Raw genomic sequence first — 18,233 nt, 5'->3', positions numbered from 1 at the left:
GGTCATTCCCCCATGCCCAGCTCGTCGACCCGTTCCTCGGCGTCGGTGACGCCGTCGACGTCGGCGGCCGCGGAGTGCAGGAACCATTGCAGCGCTTCGTCTTTGCGACCCAGCGCCAGCAGGGCGTCGGCGTAGGCGTAGAACAGCCGCGCCGCCGTCGTGCCGGTGCGGCTCGGGTCGGGCTGGGGGGTCGCGAGGACGGTCAGCGCCTGCTCCAGCTGTCCCAGATCGGCGCGCGCCCCGGCCGCCACGATGCGCAGCTCGTCGGCGTCGTCGCCGCTGAGCTCGGCCGCCTCCGGGCCGCGGGCCAGCTCGATCGCCCGCTCCGGACGGCCGAGGCCGCGCTCGCAATCGGCGATCAGCGCCAGCAGCGACGACTTACTACCCATCCGACGTGCGGCGCGGAACTCGGCCAGCGCCTGGGCCCAGTCGCCGCAGCGGTAGGCGGCGATCCCGACGGCCTCGCGGACCGCGGCGATCCGGCTGGAGCGCGCCCGCGCCGCCCGGGCGTGACCGAGGGCGGCCTCCGGGTCCTCGTCGAGGAGCTCGCCTGCGGCGACCAGGTGGCGGGCGACCGCGTCGGCCGTCGCCCGGTCCAGGGTGCTCAGCTCACGCCGGACCTCGGGTGCCAGCTGCCGGGCCTCCACGTCGGCCGGTATCGGGGGCGCGTCGTGCGGCGCACGCTCGGCGGAGGCGTCCGGCTGGGCCGGCCGCGCGCGGCCCGGCCCCGACCGCTTGCCGGGCGCGGAGCGCAGTCGCCGTTCACCGTTTCGCCCGCGCGCGAATCTGTCGTCGACCACGCTGCAGAGGATACGGGCCGTGTGGGCGAAGACCCGACGTGGCCGGGATCGCGGTCACCCTCGACGTGCCCGTCAGTCGACGACGATCCCGCCGGTCAGGTTCGCGACCGTACCCGTCATCGCGGCGGCGCGGTCGGAGGCCACAAATGCCGCGGCGTCGGCAAGCTCCCCCAACGTGGTGGCCCGCTTGCGGTGGGTCATGGCGGCCATGGTGCCCCCGGCGCCGTGGACGATCGCGTTCTTGTCTTCCAGTAACATGGTGTTTGTTCCCTTCGCCGCCAGGCGGCATCGTTGTGATGCAGTGCGACAATCGCTTTCAGCGGTCACTTCCGACCGGCGTGGCAGCTAGGACCGCCGCGTATTGGCGCTCGATCTCCTTGACCGCGCCGCTGTGCCAGCTGCGCGCCATCGACCCCGACATCGGGTCGGGGAAGATGTCCTCCGCCCCTTGTTCGACCCCATCGAAGATGGCTCGCGCCACCGAGTCCGGAGCCGCCTTCGGGATGTCGAGGCCTGCCGTCATGTCGGTGTCCACCGGGCCGGTCAAGACGGCGTGCACGCGCACGCCTCGACCCGCCAGCAGTGCGCGTAGCGATTGTGTGAGGTTGAATGCGGCCGCCTTGGAGATCGAGTAGGCCGGGATGAGCGGCAACGGAGCCAAGGCGTTGATCGAGAGGTTGTTGACGACTGCCCCCTTGGACCGCGTCAGCAGTGGCAGGAAAGCCTGGGTCACGTCGCGGGTACCGAACAGGTTCACCGCGAGATGCCGTTCGAGCACCGAATGGTCGCTCAGGTCGTCGTATAGCGCCACGCCGGCGTTGTTGACCAGGATGTCCAGAGATCCGACTTGTTCGACGGCGGCCCGAGTCTGGGCGGCGTTGGTCACGTCCAGGGTCAGGGGCGTGACGCGCCCGTCCGGGTGGGCCGCGGGCCGGCGCATGGCGGCGTAGACGCGCCCTGCGCCCCTGGCCAGCGCTTCCTCGACCAACGCCTGTCCGATTCCTCGGCTGGCCCCCGTGATCAGCACGGTCTTGTCGGCAATCCTCATGGATCCTCCTCGGCAGAATTTCGGTAGCTGTCGAAGATGTAGAGACGAAAACGCCACGAAACTGTGCGCTCAGTTCGTGACGGCGGGCCGCGTCGCCTCAGCCGCCGTGGTGGCGGGCGAGCGTTGCGGCGGTCTGCGGGTCGGCGGGCAGGAACGCTTCCAGGCGCAGCTCCGACACGCTGACGTCGAGGGCCGTGACGAACGTCGCGATCGTCGCGACCAGCCGCACGTCACCGTCGGGGCAGCGCAGGTGCAGCGGCACCGCGAAGCCCAGCGATTCGACCGGCCGGCCGCCCGGCAACGGCAGGCCGTAACCCTCGAGTTCCTCGGTCAGCGCGTCGATGCGCGGGTGTGGGCCGCGTTCGCGCAAGCCGTGCAGGATGTGGCGCCGCCAGTCGTCGAGATTCACGATGCGCGGCGCCATACCCTCCGGGTGCAACGCGACGCGCAGCACGTTGACCGGCGGCTCCAACAGCGACCCCGCCACCCCGTCGGTCAGCACCCCCAGTGCGGCGTTGGCGGCAACCAACTCGCCGAAACCGTCCATGACCAACGCCGGATACGGCAGGTGACCGTCGAGAACATGCCGCAGCGCCTCACGCACGGGCTGCAGGACCGGCGCGTCCGGGGGTGACTCGGGGTACGCCGGCACGAAGCCCGCCGCCGACAGCAGCGCGTTGCGCTGCCGCAGCGTCAGCCCGAGTGAGTCGGCCAGTCGGCTGACGATGTCGCGCCCGGGCGCCGATCGGCCCTGCTCCAGGAAGCTCAGGTGCCGCTGGGTGGTGCCGGCGTCGTTCGCCAGGTCGACCTGACTGAGCCGGCGCCGATTGCGCCATCCGCGGAGCACCGTGCCGAAGTCCGCCGGCGTGGCAGTGGACATGCACACAGTCAACCCGCGAACGACTCTGGGCGCTATTCCTTGCGGGGAATTGCCGCCCATCCCCACGGGCGACACGATCGCGGTATGAATCAGCCACTTCGCCTCGGTGTGATGCCACCCCTGGCCGCCGAGCCCTGGGCCTGTGCCGATCTGCGCCGGCTCCTCGACTTCGCCCGCGCAATCGAGGACCTGGGGTTCGACTCGGTGTGGGCAAACGACTCGTTGGTGCGGCCCCGCATCGAAGCGCTGACCTTTCTGTCGGCCGCGGCCGCGGTCACCGATCGGATAACCCTGGGCACCGCCGCCTTGCAGCCGGCGCTGCGCCGGCCGGTGCAGACCGCGCAGGTCCTCGCCTCCATCGACCGGCTGTCCGGCGGACGGTTGGCCGTGGCGGTCGGCGCCGGCTTCCCGGGGCTGTCAGAGGTCGAATACGCCGCCTCGGAGGTGCCGTGGAGTCGACGGTTCGCGCGCCTCGACGACACCGTCGCGCTGTGGCGTCAGCTCTGGAACACCGAGGAACCGAGCTCGTTTCACGGTGCCGTGCTGCACCTCGAGGAAATCCCGGCCGGCATCACGCCGTTCCATGCGTCCGGCCCGCCCGTGTGGCTGGCCAGCGACACGCCGGGCGCCCGAGCCCGTGCCGGCAGGATGTACGACGGGTGGCTCCCCTATCCGCCTGTGCCCGAAAGTTATCGGTCGGGTCTGGGCGAGGTGCGCGCCGCCGTCGACGGCGCCGGCCGCGGGGCCGACGCCGTCATGCCCGCGTTGTTTGTCACCATCCTAGTAACCGAGGATGCCGATAGTGGTCGGGCCGCGCTGGACCACTTCGCCACCAACACATACGGATTCGGCATCGACATCGTCGAGCGGATCCAGACGTTCGCGGCGGGGACACCCGACGCCGTCGTCGCCCGGCTGGCGAGCTTCGTCGACGCCGGCGCTCGGCACATCGTGTGCCGCCCGGGCGTTGTCGGTCCGGACGGGTTCGTCGAGCAGCTGCACCGGCTGCGGTGCGTGCAGGAGGCCCTCCGATGACCGCGACCTCGGCACGCCTCGACCATCGTTCGGGCCCGGGTGAAAGCTGACGGGATGAACACCTCAGATCGAACCGCCGACATTCCGCAGCTCCCGTTCGCTGACACCCTCCGGATCGGCATCGGGAAGGTGACCGCCAAGGAAGTCACCGCGACGATGGCCTGGGCCGAGCATTTGTGTACCGCGGGTGGCATTCTGCACGGCGGGGCGCTCATGGCCTTCGCCGACACCGTGGGCGCCCTGTGCGCGGTCGTCAATCTGCCGGAGGGCGCGGGCACCTCTACCATCGAATCGAAGACCAACTTCTTCCGCGCAGTCCGCGGCGGCATCGTGAGCGCGACATGCAACCCGTTGCACGTCGGCCGCAGCACCATCGTCGTCCAGACCGACTTGAGAGACGATCGCGGCAAACGCGTCGCCCAGGTCACCCAAACCCAAGCCGTGTTGGGCAATCAAGAGGCTTGATTGCATCGCTGGCCGGTGGGCGCCGCCCATCGGCGGCACCGCTATCAGCCCGGGAGCCGATTGGACAGCAGCGGCGCCAGCACCGCCGGGCAATACGTGCCGATCGCGACGACCGTGAACGCGCCGGCGGCGTTGTCGGACATCCCGGCGGCGTCGGCCGTGCTGGCCACCACCGCGTCGAACGAGGCGCCGGGCGCCAGCAGCAGCGGGCAGACCTGTTGCCCCAGCGCCAACGTGGCGTCCGGTTGCGAGACCGGAACCCCGGCGTTCGCCAGCGCCCGCAGGAACGCGTTGCCCATCAGGTCGGCGTGGACGGGCGGCGCGAGCGCCGCAGTCATGCCGGCCGCCCACGCGGTCGCACCCAGCAGCCGGATCACCCGTGTCGCGGAAGTCACCGTGACTACCCTGGCCAACCCCGGTCACGTCGAGGGCACGACACGGTCACCGTTCGGGCGTCAAGCCTTTTCGACCCCGGCGACGTTGCGCTTGCCGCGGCGCAACACCAGCCACCGGCCATGCAGGAAGTCGGCGGGCTGCGGGGCCCATTCGTCGGTCTCGATCCGCGAGTTGTTGACCGAGACGCCGCCCTCGCCGATCGTGCGGCGCGCGGCCTTGCGGCTGTCGGACAGTCCGGTGGCCACCAGCAGGTCGACGATCGAGTCGGGGGCACCGGGTTCGAGCTCGGCGACCGAGGTCTCGCGCAGCGCGGCGGCCAGGGTCGCCTCGTCGAGCCGGTCCAGCTCCCCCTGCCCGAACAGCGCCCGGCTGGCATGCTCGACGGCCTCGGTGGCCGCCTCCCCATGCACCAGCGCCGTCAGCTCGTGGGCCAGCCTGCGCTGGGCGGCCCGCTGCTGCGGGCGCTCGGCCGTGGCCCGTTCCAGCTCGGCGAGCTCATCGGCAGACAGGAACGTGAACCACCGCAGGTACCGGATGACGTCGGCGTCGGCGGTGTTCACGAAGTACTGGTACCAGGCGTACGGACTGGTCAACTGCGGATCCAGCCACAGGCTGCCGCCCCCGGTGGATTTGCCGAACTTGGTGCCGTCGGCGGCGGTGACCAGCGGCACCGTGAGCGCGTGCACCGAAGCGCCCAGCGTCTGGCGGACCAGGCGGACGCCCGCGATGATGTTGCCCCACTGGTCCGAGCCGCCGATCTGCAGCGCGCAGCCGTGGCGCCGCTGCAGCTCGACGTAGTCGTTGGCCTGCAGCAGCATGTAGCTGAACTCCGTGTAGGAGATGCCCTCGCCGTCGAGCCGCCGCCGGACGGTGTCGCGGTCCAGCATCACGTTGACCGAGAAGTGCTTTCCGATGTCGCGCAGGAACTCGATCGCGGACAGGCGGCCGGTCCACTCGAGGTTGTTGACGACGATCGCCCCGGTCGGCGAGCCGTCGAAGTCGACGAAGCGTTCCAGCTGCCCGCGGATCTTCTCCGTCCAGTCGGCCACCGTCGCGGCCTCGTTCAGGCTGCGTTCCCCGACGTCGCGGGGGTCGCCGATCATGCCGGTAGCCCCGCCCGCGAGCACGATCGGGCGATGGCCCGCGCGCTGGAACCGCCGCAGCGCCAGCAGCGGCACCAGGTGCCCGGCGTGCAGGCTGGGCGCGGTGGGGTCGAAGCCGGCGTAGACGGTCAGCGGGCCGCGCCGCACCTCGGCGGCCAGCGCATCGAGGTCGGTGGACTGCGCGATCAACCCGCGCCAGCCGAGCTCGTCGAGAATCATGGCGTTGATCCTTCCAGAGCGTCGCCACGCGCCGAGCGTCGACTTGTGGCGCGGATCGTCGCGGTTTCCGCGTCACAACTCGACGTTGGGCGGGGCTGGGGCTTCCGTTGGGCGCGGCCGGGCTAGGCCGGGCTAATCGCTGGCGCCCGGCGCGGGTGCGCGGGGGCTGCGGCGATACGCCGAGACCTCGGGCCGCCCCGCCAACCACAACCGCCACGGCCGATCCGCGGCCTGGCTCACCCCGACACGCGGGCCGGCCGCCGCGGTCAGCGGCTCGTGCAGCTGCAGGGCCACCGGGCTGTCGGCATCAAACAGGTCGATGCCGTTGTCCTCCATGGTGATTCCCAGGGCCGAACACAGGTTGCCGGGTCCGCGGGCGAGCGCCGCGGTGCGGACCAGCTCGCCGCGGCGCGCGCGGGCCACGTCGGTACCCTCCTCGAGCGCCGCCGCCCGGAGCAACACGGCCGCGGCGGTCCCGTCGGGGCCGCACGCGACGTTGGCGCAGACGTGGATCCCGTGGCTGCGGTAGGTGTAGAGCCGCCCGGGCGGCCCGAACATCACGGCGTTCCGACCGCTGCGACCGCGGTAGGAGTGCGCGGCGGCGTCCGGCCACGGTCCGTCCGCCACCCCGCCGTAGGCCTCGACCTCCACGACGACCGCCCGCACGCCCCGGCCGGTGAGCGTGGCGCCCAGCAGCCGGCGCGCGGCCTCGACCGGGTCCACTAGCAACTGGCCGGCCGTCACGCTTCGGTAACCTACCGGCACCGTTGGAAGGAGCTCACCGATGCCTGCGATCGACCCGGCCGCCACCGCGTGGCTTCTGGCCAGCACCGCCCTCGTCCTACTGATGACTCCCGGCCTGGCGATTTTCTACGGCGGCATGGTGCGCACCACCGGCGTCTTGAACATGATCATGATGAGCTTCATCTCCATTCCACTGGTCACGGTGGCCTGGCTGCTGGTCGGCTACACCCTGGCGTTCTCCGACGACGGGGCGGGCGGCTTGATCGGCAATCTCAGCCATGTCGGGATGCTCGGCATCAACCCCGACACCCGCCACGGCGCGGTCCCCGAACTGCTGTACGCCACGTTCCAGTTGACGTTCGCGATCATCACCGCGGCGCTGGTCAGCGGCGCGATCGCCGACCGGGCCAAGTTCGCCGCCTGGGTCGCATTCGTCCCAGTGTGGAGCATCGTCGTGTATTCCGTTGTCGCGCATTGGGTATGGGGCCCGGGCGGGTGGCTTTCCAAGCTGGGCGTGCTCGACTACGCGGGCGGCCTGGTCGTCGAGATCGTGTCCGGTTCCTCGGCCTTGGCCCTGGCCTTGGCCTTGGGGCCGCGCATCGGCTTCAAGAAGGACGCCATGCGGCCGCACAACCTGCCGCTCGTCCTGCTGGGCGTCGGGCTGCTGTGGTTCGGCTGGTTCGGGTTCAACGCCGGTTCGGCCCTGGCCGCCAACGGAACCGCCGCGGCCATCTTCCTCAACACGCTGGTCGCCGGGTGCCTCGGAATGCTCGGCTGGTTGTCGGTCGAACAGATCCGTGACGGCAGGCCCACGACGTTCGGCGCCGCATCCGGCGTGGTGGCCGGCCTGGTCGCCATCACCCCGTCCTGCGGCACCGTCAACACGCTCGGCGCGGCGGTCGTCGGGCTGGCCGCGGGCGTCGTCTGCTCGTTCGCGGTGGCGGCGAAATTTCGCTTCAACTATGACGATTCACTCGACGTGGTCGGCGTCCACTTCGTGGGCGGCGTGGTCGGGGTGTCGTTGATCGGGCTGCTCGCCACGGCGGTCATGACGGCCGGGCCGCGCGGCCTGTTCTACGGGGGCGGCTTCGCCCAGCTGGGCAAGCAGGCGCTCGCGATCGTGGTGGTCGCCCTCTACGCGTTCACGGTGTCGTTCGTGCTCGCCAAGATCATCGACCGGGTGATGGGCTTCCGGTTGAGCCCGGAGGACGAAACCACCGGCGTCGACTTCACCCAGCACGCCGAGACCGCCTACGCCGAGGGCGTCCAGGGGCACCTCCCCTTGCGCCGCCCAGGCTCGCCAGGGTAACGCCGGGCGCGGGTGCAATGTCTGATGCGTCACGGCGGTCAACTCTCCCGAGTCATATGTGAGTCCCGCAAGCGCTAGCGCCGGCGCTATCTGCTCACCCGGCACCCTTGACAACCGGCGGCCGCGAGCGGATATTCATCACATGATGAGTTCATCGCATGATGAATTATCGTCGAGCGTCGACCAGCCCGCCGTCGAGATCGAGCACCTGCGGGTCGTGCGATTCAAACGCCCCGCGCTGCATGACTTCTCGATACGGATCGAGCGCGGCACCATCACCGGCCTGCTCGGCCCGTCCGGGTGCGGGAAGACGACGCTGATGCGCAGCATCGTGGGCACCCAGATCGTGACGGCGGGGTCTGTCACCGTGCTGGGTCACCGCGCGGGCAGCCCCACGCTGCGCAGCCGGGTGGGCTATATGCCGCAGGACCCGTCCATCTACAACGACCTGCGGATTGTCGACAACGTCCGGTACTTCGCCGCGCTGTACGGGTATGACGGCCGCGCCGCCGACGCCGCGATCGACCGCGTGGGGCTCGCCGATCACCGCGCCGCCCCGTGCGGCAACCTCTCCGGCGGCCAGCGCACCCGAGTGTCGCTCGCCTGCGCGCTCGTCTGCCGGCCGGAGCTGCTCGTCCTCGACGAACCGACCGTGGGGCTGGACCCCGTCCTGCGCGCCGACCTCTGGGAACAGTTCACCGGCCTCGCCCGCGGCGGGACCACGCTGCTGGTCTCCAGTCACGTGCTCGACGAGGCAGACCACTGCGACGACCTGGTGCTCATGCGCGACGGCCGGTTGGTCGCGCACACCACCCCGGCCCGGCTACGAGAGGACACCGGATGCACGTCACTCGAGGAGGCGTTCCTGTCCATCATCAGGCGCAGCACCGCGCAGAACACCAGCCGCCAAGCCGGGTAGGGCTGCGCGCCTCGCTGCAGCCCTACGCGGCGACCACCGTGCGGATTCTGCGGCAGCTGGCCGCCGACCACCGCAGCGTCGCGCTGATCCTGCTGGTGCCGGTGCTGGTGATCACGTTGATCTATTTCATGTTCGAAAACGCACCGCACCGACCGGGCGGCCCGACCCCGTTCAACGGCGCCTGCCTGATCCTGCTGGGCCTGTTCCCGCTGTTCGTGATGTTCATCATCACGTCGATCACCATGCAGCGGGAACGGGCGTCGGGCACGCTGGAGCGCATCCTGACCACTCCCCTGCGCCGGCTCGACCTGTTGGGCGCCTACGGCACCGCGTTCTCGATCGCCGCCGCGGTGCAGGCCGTCGTGGCATGCGGGGTGTCGTTCTGGCTGCTCGGGCTCCACACCGCGGGCAGCCCGGTGTGGGTGTTCGTCATCGCGATCGCCAACGCCGTGCTCGGGGTCGGCTTGGGACTGCTCTGTAGCGCGTTCGCGCGCACCGAGTTTCAAGCCGTTCAGTTCATCCCGCTCGTGATGGTCCCGCAGTTTTTGCTGGCCGGGATCATCGTGCCCCGAGGCTCGATGGCGCACTGGCTGCAGCGGCTCAGCGACGCGATGCCGGCCAGCTACGCCCTGGAGGCGCTGCAACAGGTTGGGGCCCACGCGGAACTGACCGGCGTCGCGGTGCGCGACATCGCCGTCGTCGTGGGTTTCGCCCTGGCGGCGCTGTGCCTGGCCGCGGCCACGTTGCGGCGACGGACCGCTTAGTGGGGATCGCAAGCGCGGCGGAGCCGGGCGCGGCGGGTCCCCACGCACCCCTTGAGCGCCCCGACATGCCACGAACCAACGCCGGCCGCCGGCGCCCCGGGCGACCGGCCGGCGTCTCCGACACCCGCGAGCGCATCCTCGCCAGCGCCCGAGAGCTCTTCGCCAGCAAGGGGATTCGCAACACATCAGTACGGGCTGTCGCGGCCGCAGCGGGCGTCGACTCGGCGTTGGTGCATCACTACTTCGGCACCAAGGAGAAACTGTTCGCCGCCGCCGTGCACATCCCGATCGACCCGATGGACGTCATCGGCCCCCTGCGCGCGGTGCCGACCGAGGAGCTCGGCTATCGACTGCCGTCAATGCTGTTGCCGCTGTGGGATTCCGAAGTGGGCACCGGGTTCATCGCGGTGCTCCGGTCGATCCTGGCCGGCTCAGAGGTGAACCTGTTCCGCACGTTCATCCAGGACATCATCGCGGTGGAGGTGGGCTCACGCGTCGACGATCCGCCGGGCAGTGGCGTCACCCGCATCCAGTTCGTAGCGTCGCAGCTGGTGGGTATCGTGATGGCGCGCTACATCCTGCAATTGGAGCCGTTCGCATCGCTGCCGCCCGATCAGATCGCCCGGACCATCGCGCCGAACCTGCAGCGCTACCTCACCGGGGATCTGCCGGATTTCCACGGTTGAAGCGGAATTTATCGACGATCAGGGATTTACCAACATCCGACAGCACCGTTGCTAGTGTCGCGCGGCTTCTTGCACCAGTTGCACCCGCGAGCTGACGCCGAGCTTGTTGTAGACGTGGGTGAGATGGCTTTGTACAGTGCGCGGCGAAATGAAGAGTCGGGTAGCGACGTCACTGTTGGCCAACCCTTCGCTGACCAGGCGCACCACGTCAAGCTCGGTAGGCGTTAGCGCGGACCATCCGCTTGCCGGTCGCTTGCGTTTGCCATGCCCCCGCAGCGCGTACGCGATCGCCTCCAGTGCGGACAACGTCGCACCCTCGCTCCAAAACTTTTCAAAGTCGCTGTGCCCCAAGTTTTCCCGGACGGCTTCGAGCGCGGACGCGTACGCGTCGTCATGGATTTTGAATCGAACCACGCCGGTGTTTTGCCGGACCGCACTAGCCGCGCCGTAAAACCGCGCGGCTGCGCGGTAATCGCCGGCACCGGCGGCAAGCCCGCCAAGGCACTCCAAGGCGTCCGGGGTGACCACATGGGCCTCGACCGCAGCTGCCGTGGCCAGTGCTTCACGGGCATCGCGTTCCGCTTGGTCAAGGTCACCCTGCGCCATCGCAACGCGCGCACGGGTGTTCAGCGCCAATCCCAAATGACACCCGGCAGTTACCGCGACCGCCGCGTCGGCCCACCGTCTGGCCGCAGCTACATCCCCGCACGCCAGCATGACATCGGCGATTGGGTTGGCGTTGACCACGGTGTGCCCCTGCTTGGCGCTAATTCGCTGTGCGGCGACCTCACTGGTCTGCACCGCGGCCGCGACGTGGCCAGCCGCGAGTTGCGCGAGAGCTAACGGGCCGAGCGCCATGCCCTCAGCCATGTCACCGAATTCGGATGCTGCTTTGACTGCTGCGGCGGCCGATTCCAATGCGGCTTCAGTGTCTCCGGACCACGCCAGGGTGTGGCCCAGGTGGCAGTGGCAGAGTTCCCACATGAGCAAGTCGTGTTCGGCCTTGGCCTCCGCCATGATCTCCAGGAATTCGGCCTTAGCGCGGCTGAGTTCCCCCCGCATAACGTGGGCCGTTCCGATGCCCCAGAATCGACACATCCGCGACAGGAATCGGTCTCCGATCTCGTCGGCCAGGTCGCGGCCTTCTTCGCCTGCCTCGAGCGCGGCTGCGGGTTCACCGCCGCATATCGTCGCGTAGGCCTGCCACCAACGGATTTGGCTCAGCCTCCATCTGTCGCCGGATTCGCGGGCCAGGCCTGCCGCCTCGTCGAGGTATGGCCCCGCAACTTTCGGGTCGTATGCGGCTGTGCACCCGCACGCGACGAGGGCGTGCAGCAGCAGGCCGGGGTCATCGATCTCCCGCGCCATCGCGAGGGCGCGCTGAGGTTCCTCCATGCCGATCGGGTCACCCACAGCTGCGGCGAGCACCGCCTGGTCGGCGAGCGCCCGCGCGTAAATGGTGGACGCCATGTCGGCCGCGGCCGCGGGCGCATCGGACAATACCGATTTGATCCACGACAGGCCCTCCTGGACGCGCCCACGGGTGAGCCACAACGACTGCAGGGCGGACGCGAGTTCCAGCGCCTTCTCACGCTCGCCGTTATCAGAGCTCCAGGTGAATGCGGCTCGCAAATTGTCGATTTCGATTTCGGCCCGTTCGACGAACTCGCGTCGGCCGGCCGAGCTCGGCTGATCCAACAGCACGGCCAGGTATGTGTAGTGGTCCCGGTGACGGGCGCGAACCGCATCGGATTCGTCCGCTTCGCCAAGTTTTTCGAGTGCGTACTGGCGGACGGTCTCGAGCAGCCGGTATCGCGTTCGGCCGCTGACGTTTTCGGCGATCACGAGAGACTTGTCAACCAGTAGGGTGAGTTCGTCGAGCACTTGGTGGCGCTGCACCTGATCGTCGGCGGTGACGGCCTCGGCGGCGTCGAGGTGAAATCCGCCGCGAAACACCGCCAGCCGCCGGAAGATCAAACGTTCCACCTCGGTGAGCAGCGCATGCGACCAGTCCACCGAGGCGCGCAGCGTCTGTTGTCGTCGGACCGCGGTGCGGGTGCCGCCGGTCAAGATCCTGAATCGGTCGTGCAGGCTGGCGAGGATGTCGGTGACAGACAATGACCGCGCTCGCGCCGCCGCGAGTTCGATCGCCAGGGGCATGCCGTCAAGGCGCTGGCAGATCTCCGCGACGGCGGCGGTGTTGTCGCCGGTGATGGCGAACTCGGGCCTGACGAGACGTGCGCGATCGGTGAACAGTTCAACCGCTTCGTCGGTGATCGACAACGACGACACCCGCCAGATCACTTCGCCGGTCATGCCGATCGGCTCACGGCTGGTAGTCAGCACCGTTACGCCCGGGCAGGCCCGAAGTATGGCCCCGACGAGGTCGGCCGTCGCATCGAGCAGGTGCTCGCAGTTGTCCAGGATGAGCAGCATCTGCCGATCGGTGATGAACCGGAGCACGGCGTCGGTCGCGGAGCGCCCGGGAACGTCGGCCAGCCCGAGGGTCCGCGCGGTCGTGGCGGACACAAGGTCCGGTTCGGTGATCGGCGCCAGATCGACGTACTGCGTGCCGTCACAAAATTCAGTGGCGATCTGGCCGGCGACCTGCACTGCGAGGCGGGTCTTGCCCGCACCGCCGGGGCCGGTGAGGGTGATGAGTCGGTTCTCCGCGGCAATGTGCGACAACTCCGCGATTTGCGATTCACGGCCCACAAAGCTGGTCAGCTGGGGAGGGAGCCCCTTCGATACCGCGGCGGGCAGACGTAGGGGCGGAAATTGATTGTGCAGGTCGGGGTGGCACAGCTGGATGACGCGCTCGGCGCGACGAAGGTCGCGCAGCTGATGGCTACCCAGCGGAAGCAGCCAGGCGCCGGGAGGCAAATGGTCGGCCACGAGCTCTTCGGTTGCACCGGACAGGACGGTTTGCCCGCCGTGCCCCAAGTCGCGCAGCCGTGCGGTCCTGTTGACCGTCGGCCCAATGTAGTTGCCCTCATCCCGCAATTGGACCTCGCCGGTGTGCAAACCGATCCGCAGCCGGATCGGCGCCAGGGGCGCCAGCTGCAGGTTGAGGGCGCAGCCGACGGCGTCACTGGCGCGGCTGAACGCGACGACGAAGCTGTCTCCTTCGCCCTGCTCGACAGGGCGCACACCACCATGCGCCGCAATCAGTTCGGCGAGCGCACGGTCGAGCCGTGCAACGGCTTGCGCCATGTCTTGCGACTGCGTTTCCCAGAGCCGCGTCGAGCCCTCGATATCGGCGAGAAGCAGCGTCACCGTTCCGGTTGGTAGCTCGCTCACACCCACATCGCTCTCGTCCGCCGCGGGTCTGCCCGCGCGCGGGCCAGTGTCGCTCATGTTAGCCAGCATCGGTGCCTGCCGACCGCACAACATCCGCGAAACCGCTGAGATTTCGCCGTCCGTCGCCCCGGATCTTCGACCGGCGCCCGGATTTCTTCCGCATTCCGACCGATGGTATTGGCCGCAGCGCGCTGAATAGTCGACTCAAAGTCCGATCGGAGAGGAAACCGATGAAGATCACGACCACAGTCCCGTCCGTTCCAATGGTCAACGCCTTGCAGCGGGTGCGTCATCGTCTCTTGCGGCTGCACCAGTCGCTAGCCCCCGCGTCGGCCTCGATGTCCGAGCTCATCATGGCGGCCTGGTTGGCACAGGCCATCACCGTCGCCGCCGACCTCCGCATCGCCGATGCGCTCGACGATGAACCTCTCGGGCTTGATCAGCTTGCGGCCAGGGTGGGCGCCGACCCCGACGCGCTGAGCCGGTTGCTGCGGGCGCTGATCAGCCGCGGCATCTTCCGCCGGCACCGCGACGGCCGGTACGGGCTGACGCCGCTCGCGGCCACGCTGCGCTGGGAGGCGCGGGATTCCGTGGCCGGCATGGCCCGGCTGGTCGGCGCGCCGGAGATGCGGGAACACTGGAGCCATTGCATCGATGCGGTTCGCACGGGCGAGGCGGTAGTACCCAAGTTGCGTGGCATGGACGGTTTCGAATGGCTCGCGGGCCAGCCCGAACTCAGTGAACTCTTCGATGCGGCGATGACCAACCTCTCCGAGTTGGCCGTTGATGCGGTGACTGCCGCATACGACTTCGCCGACTATCGCACCATCGTGGACGTTGCCGGGGGGCATGGCCGGCTGCTGGCCGGCATCCTCGCCAAGAACCCAACGGCGACGGGCATCCTTTTCGATCTGCCCCACGTCGTGGCCGGCGCCGAACCACTGCTCTCCAATCACTTTGTCGCAGAGCGTGTGCGAATCCTCGAGGGATCGTTTTTCGATGCGGTCCCCGAGGGCGGCGAACTCTATGTGCTCAAGAACATCATCCACGACTGGCCGGACGACAAAGCCCAACAGATCCTCAAGACCCTGCGCGCCTCGACCCGAACCGGCACCACGGTCCTGCTTGTCGAGTGCGTGATACCACCACACGACCGCGACTCCGTCGCCAAATGGACGGACCTGGAAATGCTGGTCGTCAACACGGGCCGGGAACGCACGGGTGATGAATATCGAGATTTGTTGGAAAAAACTGATTTTCAGATGACCCGCATCGTGCCGACGCCGTCGCCGTTCAGCATTGTGGAAGCCGCCGCCGTCTAATCTCGCCCCATGATCCGGGCGTGCTCGTCGTCGTCGACGTCGCGGGCCTCGTCGATCAGCAGCACCGGGATGCCGTCCTCGATGCGGTAGGCGCGGCGCAGCCGCGGGTTGTAGAGCAGCTCCCCAGCGCCCGAATCGAAGAGCACCAGCGGCCCGCGGTCGTCCGGGCACACCAGAATGCTCAACAGCGAATCGTCAACCATCACCACGCCCACTCAACCCAGTAAGTGCCTCGGGCGTCAAGCGACGGAATTCGCCGCGGGCCGTGTCGAAGTGCCACACCTGCCGCCCCGGCTTAGGAACACCGGCCGCGCGCAGGGCGCTCACGGTTGGGCGGTAGGTCGCGCTGAACGTCATGTCCGGGCACACCTGCACGATGTCGGGACCCAGCCCGACGGGGATCCGGCGGACGGCCTCGGTCAGGTCGGCCGCGGTGACGCTCGCCCCCGGCAGCAGCGTCACCGCTGACACCGCGATCTGCTCGTCGCCCACCGGTACGTTGTAGGTCACCGCGAGGTCGACGCCGTTGATGCAGCCCAGCGCGTCGGTGACCGGTTCGGCGTAGACCAGCCCGCGCGCGGTGCGGATCTCGCCCCCGCGCCGGCCCATCAACCAGAAGTCGCCGTCGCTGTCGCGGCGGAACAGATACTCCGTGGCGATCCAGGTGTCCCCCGCGGCGAAAACGCCCCGCTTCACCGACGCCGTCGGGTCGATGGGGCCGTTGGACGCGGCCAGCAGGACGCCCACCTGGTTGGTGTCGGCGACCTGCACGAAGCCGCGGTCGTTCTCCAGGATCCGGTCGTTGTCGACGTCGTAGGCGCCCAGCTCGATGCGCCCGGCCCCGGGCAGCGGGCGGCCCTTGCTGCCGATCTTGGCGCCGGACACGTTGGCCAGCACGGCCTGCCCGTCGGCGGTGGTGAAGAACTCGACGACGCGGGCCGGCGCGAACGCGTCGATGACCCGCTCCCAGAGCCCGGTCGGCATGCCCGAGCCGATGAAGAGCCGGATCGGATGGTTGCCGTGCAGCACGAAGGCCGGATCGTCGACGATCTCGCGCAGCATCGACCAGGTGTAGGAGACCACGGTGACGCCGTACTGCCGTACCTCCCGGACGAACCGCTCCCGGTCGAGCCCGCGGGACAGGGCGATGCGGGTTCCGCCGACCACCGAGCCACCCAGGCTGACCAGCAGCGCCGACTCGTGGTGCAGCGGGGTCAGGCAGTACACGGTGTCGCGGCGGTCCAGCGCGGCCGTCGAGGCCGTCCCGAAGGCCGACACCGCCCAGCGGTAGTTGGTGATCTGCTTGGCCACCAGCTCGCCGCCGGCCGACGTGAAGGCGATGAACGCGAGATCGCGGGCCAGGCCCGGATTCGGCCGGTACCACGCCGGCAGCTCGACCGCGTCCGGGTCGATCTGCTCCATGTCAATGACGTCGGTGTCCTGGGGCAGGCGCAGGTCACGCGACTCCCCGCCGCCCAGCACCAGGGTCTGCACCGGCAGGTCCCGCGCCGCGTCGAGGTTGGTGGGGTCGGTGAGAATCTCGGTCACCCCGCCCAACCGCACGGACGCGACCAGGTCGGCGTCGGGCTTCATCACGACGGCGACCGCGCCCAGCCGGGACAGGGCGGCGATCGCCACCAGCGCGCTGGGCCGGGTTTCCATCAGGACGCCGACGCGGTCACCCTGCCGCACGCCGACTTCGATCAGGCCGCGCACCACGTTGTTGATGCGCCGGTTGACGGCCTCGTAGGTGTGCACCCGCCCGTCGAACAACAGGAACTCGCCCTGCGGAGCGTCGTGCGCCTGTTCCTCGATGATGCGGCCCAGCGAGATGCGGGTGTGGTCGTTGATCTGTCCCAGCCGGACCAGGCGCGGCAGCGTCCGGACCGTCTCCACGGCCAAGGTACGCATGGACTTGTTCGCCGCCACCATCGCGTCCGCGGTGCCGCGCACCAGCCCCAGCGCCGCGCCGGAGACCTCGCCGATGCCGTGGACGAGCCGGGAACTCAGGGCGACGCCGCTGTCGCTGTGCTCGGCCGGCTGATCGGCCATCAGGTCGATGCTGCCCGGCTTGTCGCCACCGGTCGACAGCCACTTGACCCACTCTGCGACGGTGGGCCAACTCTGCTGCGCCGCCTTGGAACCGACGACCAGGCCGAAGTGCCCTGTGCGGATGTCACTTTCGTAGACTTCCGCGTTCGGCGCCGCGCGCCGGATGCCGCGCACCGACGCCGGCTGGCCGATGTCGTCGACCTCGCCAACGAACGCCAGCACCGGACAGGTGATGTCGGTGAGGGTGACCAGTTGCCCGTTGATGGCGAACCCGCCGGTCATCATGCGGTTGTGCGCGATGAACTGCTTCAGCAGCTCGGAGACGGCGGGCCCCGACCAGGCGATCCAGCCCTCGCGCTCGAGGAACCGGCGCTGCTGTTCGCGCGGCAGGAGCGCCTCGCGGTCGTGCAGCTGCCGCACAAAGTCCACCCGCGCCTTGGCCGTCTTGAGCGGATCGAGCAGCTGAAAACCGGTGCGCGCCATCCAACTTGGGATGTCCAGGTGGTTGAACACGTGGTCGGCCATGAAGTTGGCGACCGGCGCGGCGAAGTTGGCGGGGATGCCCATGGGCAGCGCCGCCAGGGTGTCGACGGGCGAGCCGAACGTCACGATGCTGGCCAGGTCCTTCGACCGCCGGTAGGCCGCGACCTGATAGCACCACATCCCACCCTGCGAGTAGCCGACGAGGTGCACGTCCTGGCCCGTGGCGTCCTTGACCGTGTCGATGGCCTGGTTGAGCGCGACGATGTGGTCGGCGAGGTTGCGGCGCATGCCGCCCTCCACCTTGTCCGGGGAGCCGAAGTCGATGACCCACGGATCGAGCCCGCGCGAGTGCAGGATGCCGACCGCGCCCTCCTGCCGGGTGACGTCCCACATGTCGGCCGACATCATCATCGGGTGCACCATCAGCACGGGCGGACCCACCCGCGGCTTTCCCGGCCGGCTGTCCGGCGGGAAATACCGCCGCAGCTTGTACATTGGGACGCTCTCGACGGTCTGGGACGGCGACGGCACGCTGCCGGTCTCCAAGCCCCCCAAGCGCAAGACCTCCAGCCCGTTCTGTGCCGTAGCGATCAGCCGCTCGACCGGTCGTGTGACCAACGCAAAATTGAGATCCACCGCTGCTCCCTGACTCTTGACAGCCTGGTCATCATGGCACACCGGGCAGCGCGGTGGTTCTGGTCAGGGCGT

17 protein-coding genes are annotated in these 18,233 nt (G+C 69.1%); 7 read left to right on the top strand and 10 right to left on the bottom strand.

The window, feature by feature from the left end; all coding sequences use genetic code 11:
• Nucleotides 1-2 precede the first annotated feature (2 nt).
• The 4 genes from SKC42_RS22670 to SKC42_RS22655 form a co-directional block, all read right to left on the bottom strand.
• Nucleotides 3-800, bottom strand: a complete 798-nt coding sequence (locus SKC42_RS22670; protein WP_330966497.1) for a tetratricopeptide repeat protein — start codon at nucleotides 798-800, stop codon at nucleotides 3-5.
• A 72-nt stretch (nucleotides 801-872) separates the two neighbouring features.
• On the bottom strand, nucleotides 873-1,058 hold the full coding sequence (locus tag SKC42_RS22665) for a hypothetical protein (protein WP_330966496.1): 186 nt from the start codon (nucleotides 1,056-1,058) through the stop codon (nucleotides 873-875).
• Between the two features lie 58 nt (nucleotides 1,059-1,116).
• Nucleotides 1,117-1,848: an SDR family NAD(P)-dependent oxidoreductase gene (locus SKC42_RS22660; protein ID WP_330966495.1), complete on the bottom strand. Its 732-nt coding sequence runs from the start codon at nucleotides 1,846-1,848 to the stop codon at nucleotides 1,117-1,119.
• Nucleotides 1,849-1,945: 97 nt separating this feature from the next.
• Complete coding sequence (locus SKC42_RS22655) at nucleotides 1,946-2,728, bottom strand: helix-turn-helix domain-containing protein (protein ID WP_330966494.1); 783 nt, start codon at nucleotides 2,726-2,728, stop codon at nucleotides 1,946-1,948.
• An 84-nt stretch (nucleotides 2,729-2,812) separates the two neighbouring features.
• On the opposite strand from SKC42_RS22655, the gene SKC42_RS22650 reads away from it, so the two are divergent.
• The gene (locus SKC42_RS22650; protein WP_330966493.1) at nucleotides 2,813-3,763 is read left to right on the top strand and encodes an LLM class flavin-dependent oxidoreductase; all 951 of its coding nucleotides are present in this window, start codon (nucleotides 2,813-2,815) and stop codon (nucleotides 3,761-3,763) included.
• Nucleotides 3,764-3,817: 54 nt separating this feature from the next.
• Complete coding sequence (locus SKC42_RS22645) at nucleotides 3,818-4,228, top strand: PaaI family thioesterase (protein WP_330966492.1); 411 nt, start codon at nucleotides 3,818-3,820, stop codon at nucleotides 4,226-4,228.
• A gap of 44 nt (nucleotides 4,229-4,272) precedes the next feature.
• On the opposite strand, the gene SKC42_RS22640 is transcribed toward SKC42_RS22645, so the two are convergent.
• From SKC42_RS22640 to SKC42_RS22630, 3 genes are all read right to left on the bottom strand, one after another.
• Nucleotides 4,273-4,566 carry a DUF732 domain-containing protein gene (locus SKC42_RS22640; RefSeq protein ID WP_330966541.1) on the bottom strand — a complete coding sequence of 98 codons (294 nt, stop codon included), beginning with the start codon at nucleotides 4,564-4,566 and terminating at the stop codon, nucleotides 4,273-4,275.
• A gap of 117 nt (nucleotides 4,567-4,683) precedes the next feature.
• On the bottom strand, nucleotides 4,684-5,955 hold the full coding sequence (tyrS, locus tag SKC42_RS22635) for a tyrosine--tRNA ligase (protein WP_330966540.1): 1,272 nt from the start codon (nucleotides 5,953-5,955) through the stop codon (nucleotides 4,684-4,686).
• 123 nt (nucleotides 5,956-6,078) lie between these two features.
• On the bottom strand, nucleotides 6,079-6,690 hold the full coding sequence (locus SKC42_RS22630; protein ID WP_330966491.1) for a DNA-3-methyladenine glycosylase: 612 nt from the start codon (nucleotides 6,688-6,690) through the stop codon (nucleotides 6,079-6,081).
• A 40-nt stretch (nucleotides 6,691-6,730) separates the two neighbouring features.
• On the opposite strand from SKC42_RS22630, the gene SKC42_RS22625 reads away from it, so the two are divergent.
• From SKC42_RS22625 to SKC42_RS22610, 4 genes are all read left to right on the top strand, one after another.
• Entirely contained in the window at nucleotides 6,731-7,999 is a 1,269-nt protein-coding gene (locus tag SKC42_RS22625; RefSeq protein ID WP_330966490.1) for an ammonium transporter, read from the top strand.
• Between the two features lie 142 nt (nucleotides 8,000-8,141).
• A complete protein-coding gene (locus tag SKC42_RS22620; protein ID WP_330966489.1) occupies nucleotides 8,142-8,918 on the top strand; it encodes an ABC transporter ATP-binding protein in 777 nt (258 codons plus the stop codon).
• Nucleotides 8,840-9,682, top strand: coding sequence for an ABC transporter permease (locus SKC42_RS22615; RefSeq protein ID WP_330966488.1), 843 nt, complete (start codon nucleotides 8,840-8,842; stop codon nucleotides 9,680-9,682). The genes SKC42_RS22620 and SKC42_RS22615 overlap by 79 nt, the downstream gene beginning before the upstream one ends.
• Before the next feature lie 65 nt (nucleotides 9,683-9,747).
• Entirely contained in the window at nucleotides 9,748-10,368 is a 621-nt protein-coding gene (locus SKC42_RS22610; protein WP_330966487.1) for a TetR/AcrR family transcriptional regulator, read from the top strand.
• Between the two features lie 51 nt (nucleotides 10,369-10,419).
• Here SKC42_RS22610 and SKC42_RS22605 read toward each other — a convergent pair whose 3' ends face one another.
• The gene (locus SKC42_RS22605; protein WP_442932229.1) at nucleotides 10,420-13,737 is read right to left on the bottom strand and encodes a helix-turn-helix transcriptional regulator; all 3,318 of its coding nucleotides are present in this window, start codon (nucleotides 13,735-13,737) and stop codon (nucleotides 10,420-10,422) included.
• A gap of 161 nt (nucleotides 13,738-13,898) precedes the next feature.
• Between SKC42_RS22605 and SKC42_RS22600 the strand changes: the two genes are divergently transcribed.
• Nucleotides 13,899-14,990 (top strand): methyltransferase, encoded by a 1,092-nt coding sequence (locus SKC42_RS22600; RefSeq protein ID WP_330966486.1) that lies wholly within the window; start codon nucleotides 13,899-13,901, stop codon nucleotides 14,988-14,990.
• Here the strand turns inward: SKC42_RS22600 and SKC42_RS22595 are convergent.
• Nucleotides 14,987-15,193 (bottom strand): Trm112 family protein, encoded by a 207-nt coding sequence (locus SKC42_RS22595; protein WP_330966485.1) that lies wholly within the window; start codon nucleotides 15,191-15,193, stop codon nucleotides 14,987-14,989. The two genes, SKC42_RS22600 and SKC42_RS22595, sit on opposite strands and share 4 nt — an antisense overlap.
• A complete protein-coding gene (locus tag SKC42_RS22590; protein ID WP_330966484.1) occupies nucleotides 15,186-18,161 on the bottom strand; it encodes an acyl-CoA synthetase in 2,976 nt (991 codons plus the stop codon). The genes SKC42_RS22595 and SKC42_RS22590 overlap by 8 nt, the downstream gene beginning before the upstream one ends.
• Between the last annotated feature and the right edge of the window lie 72 nt (nucleotides 18,162-18,233).

Source organism: Mycobacterium sp. 050134 (assembly GCF_036409085.1).
Classification (GTDB): Bacteria; Actinomycetota; Actinomycetes; order Mycobacteriales; family Mycobacteriaceae; genus Mycobacterium.
Note: the sequence above shows the minus strand (reverse complement) of the source record. Positions and strands in the feature narration are given on the sequence as shown.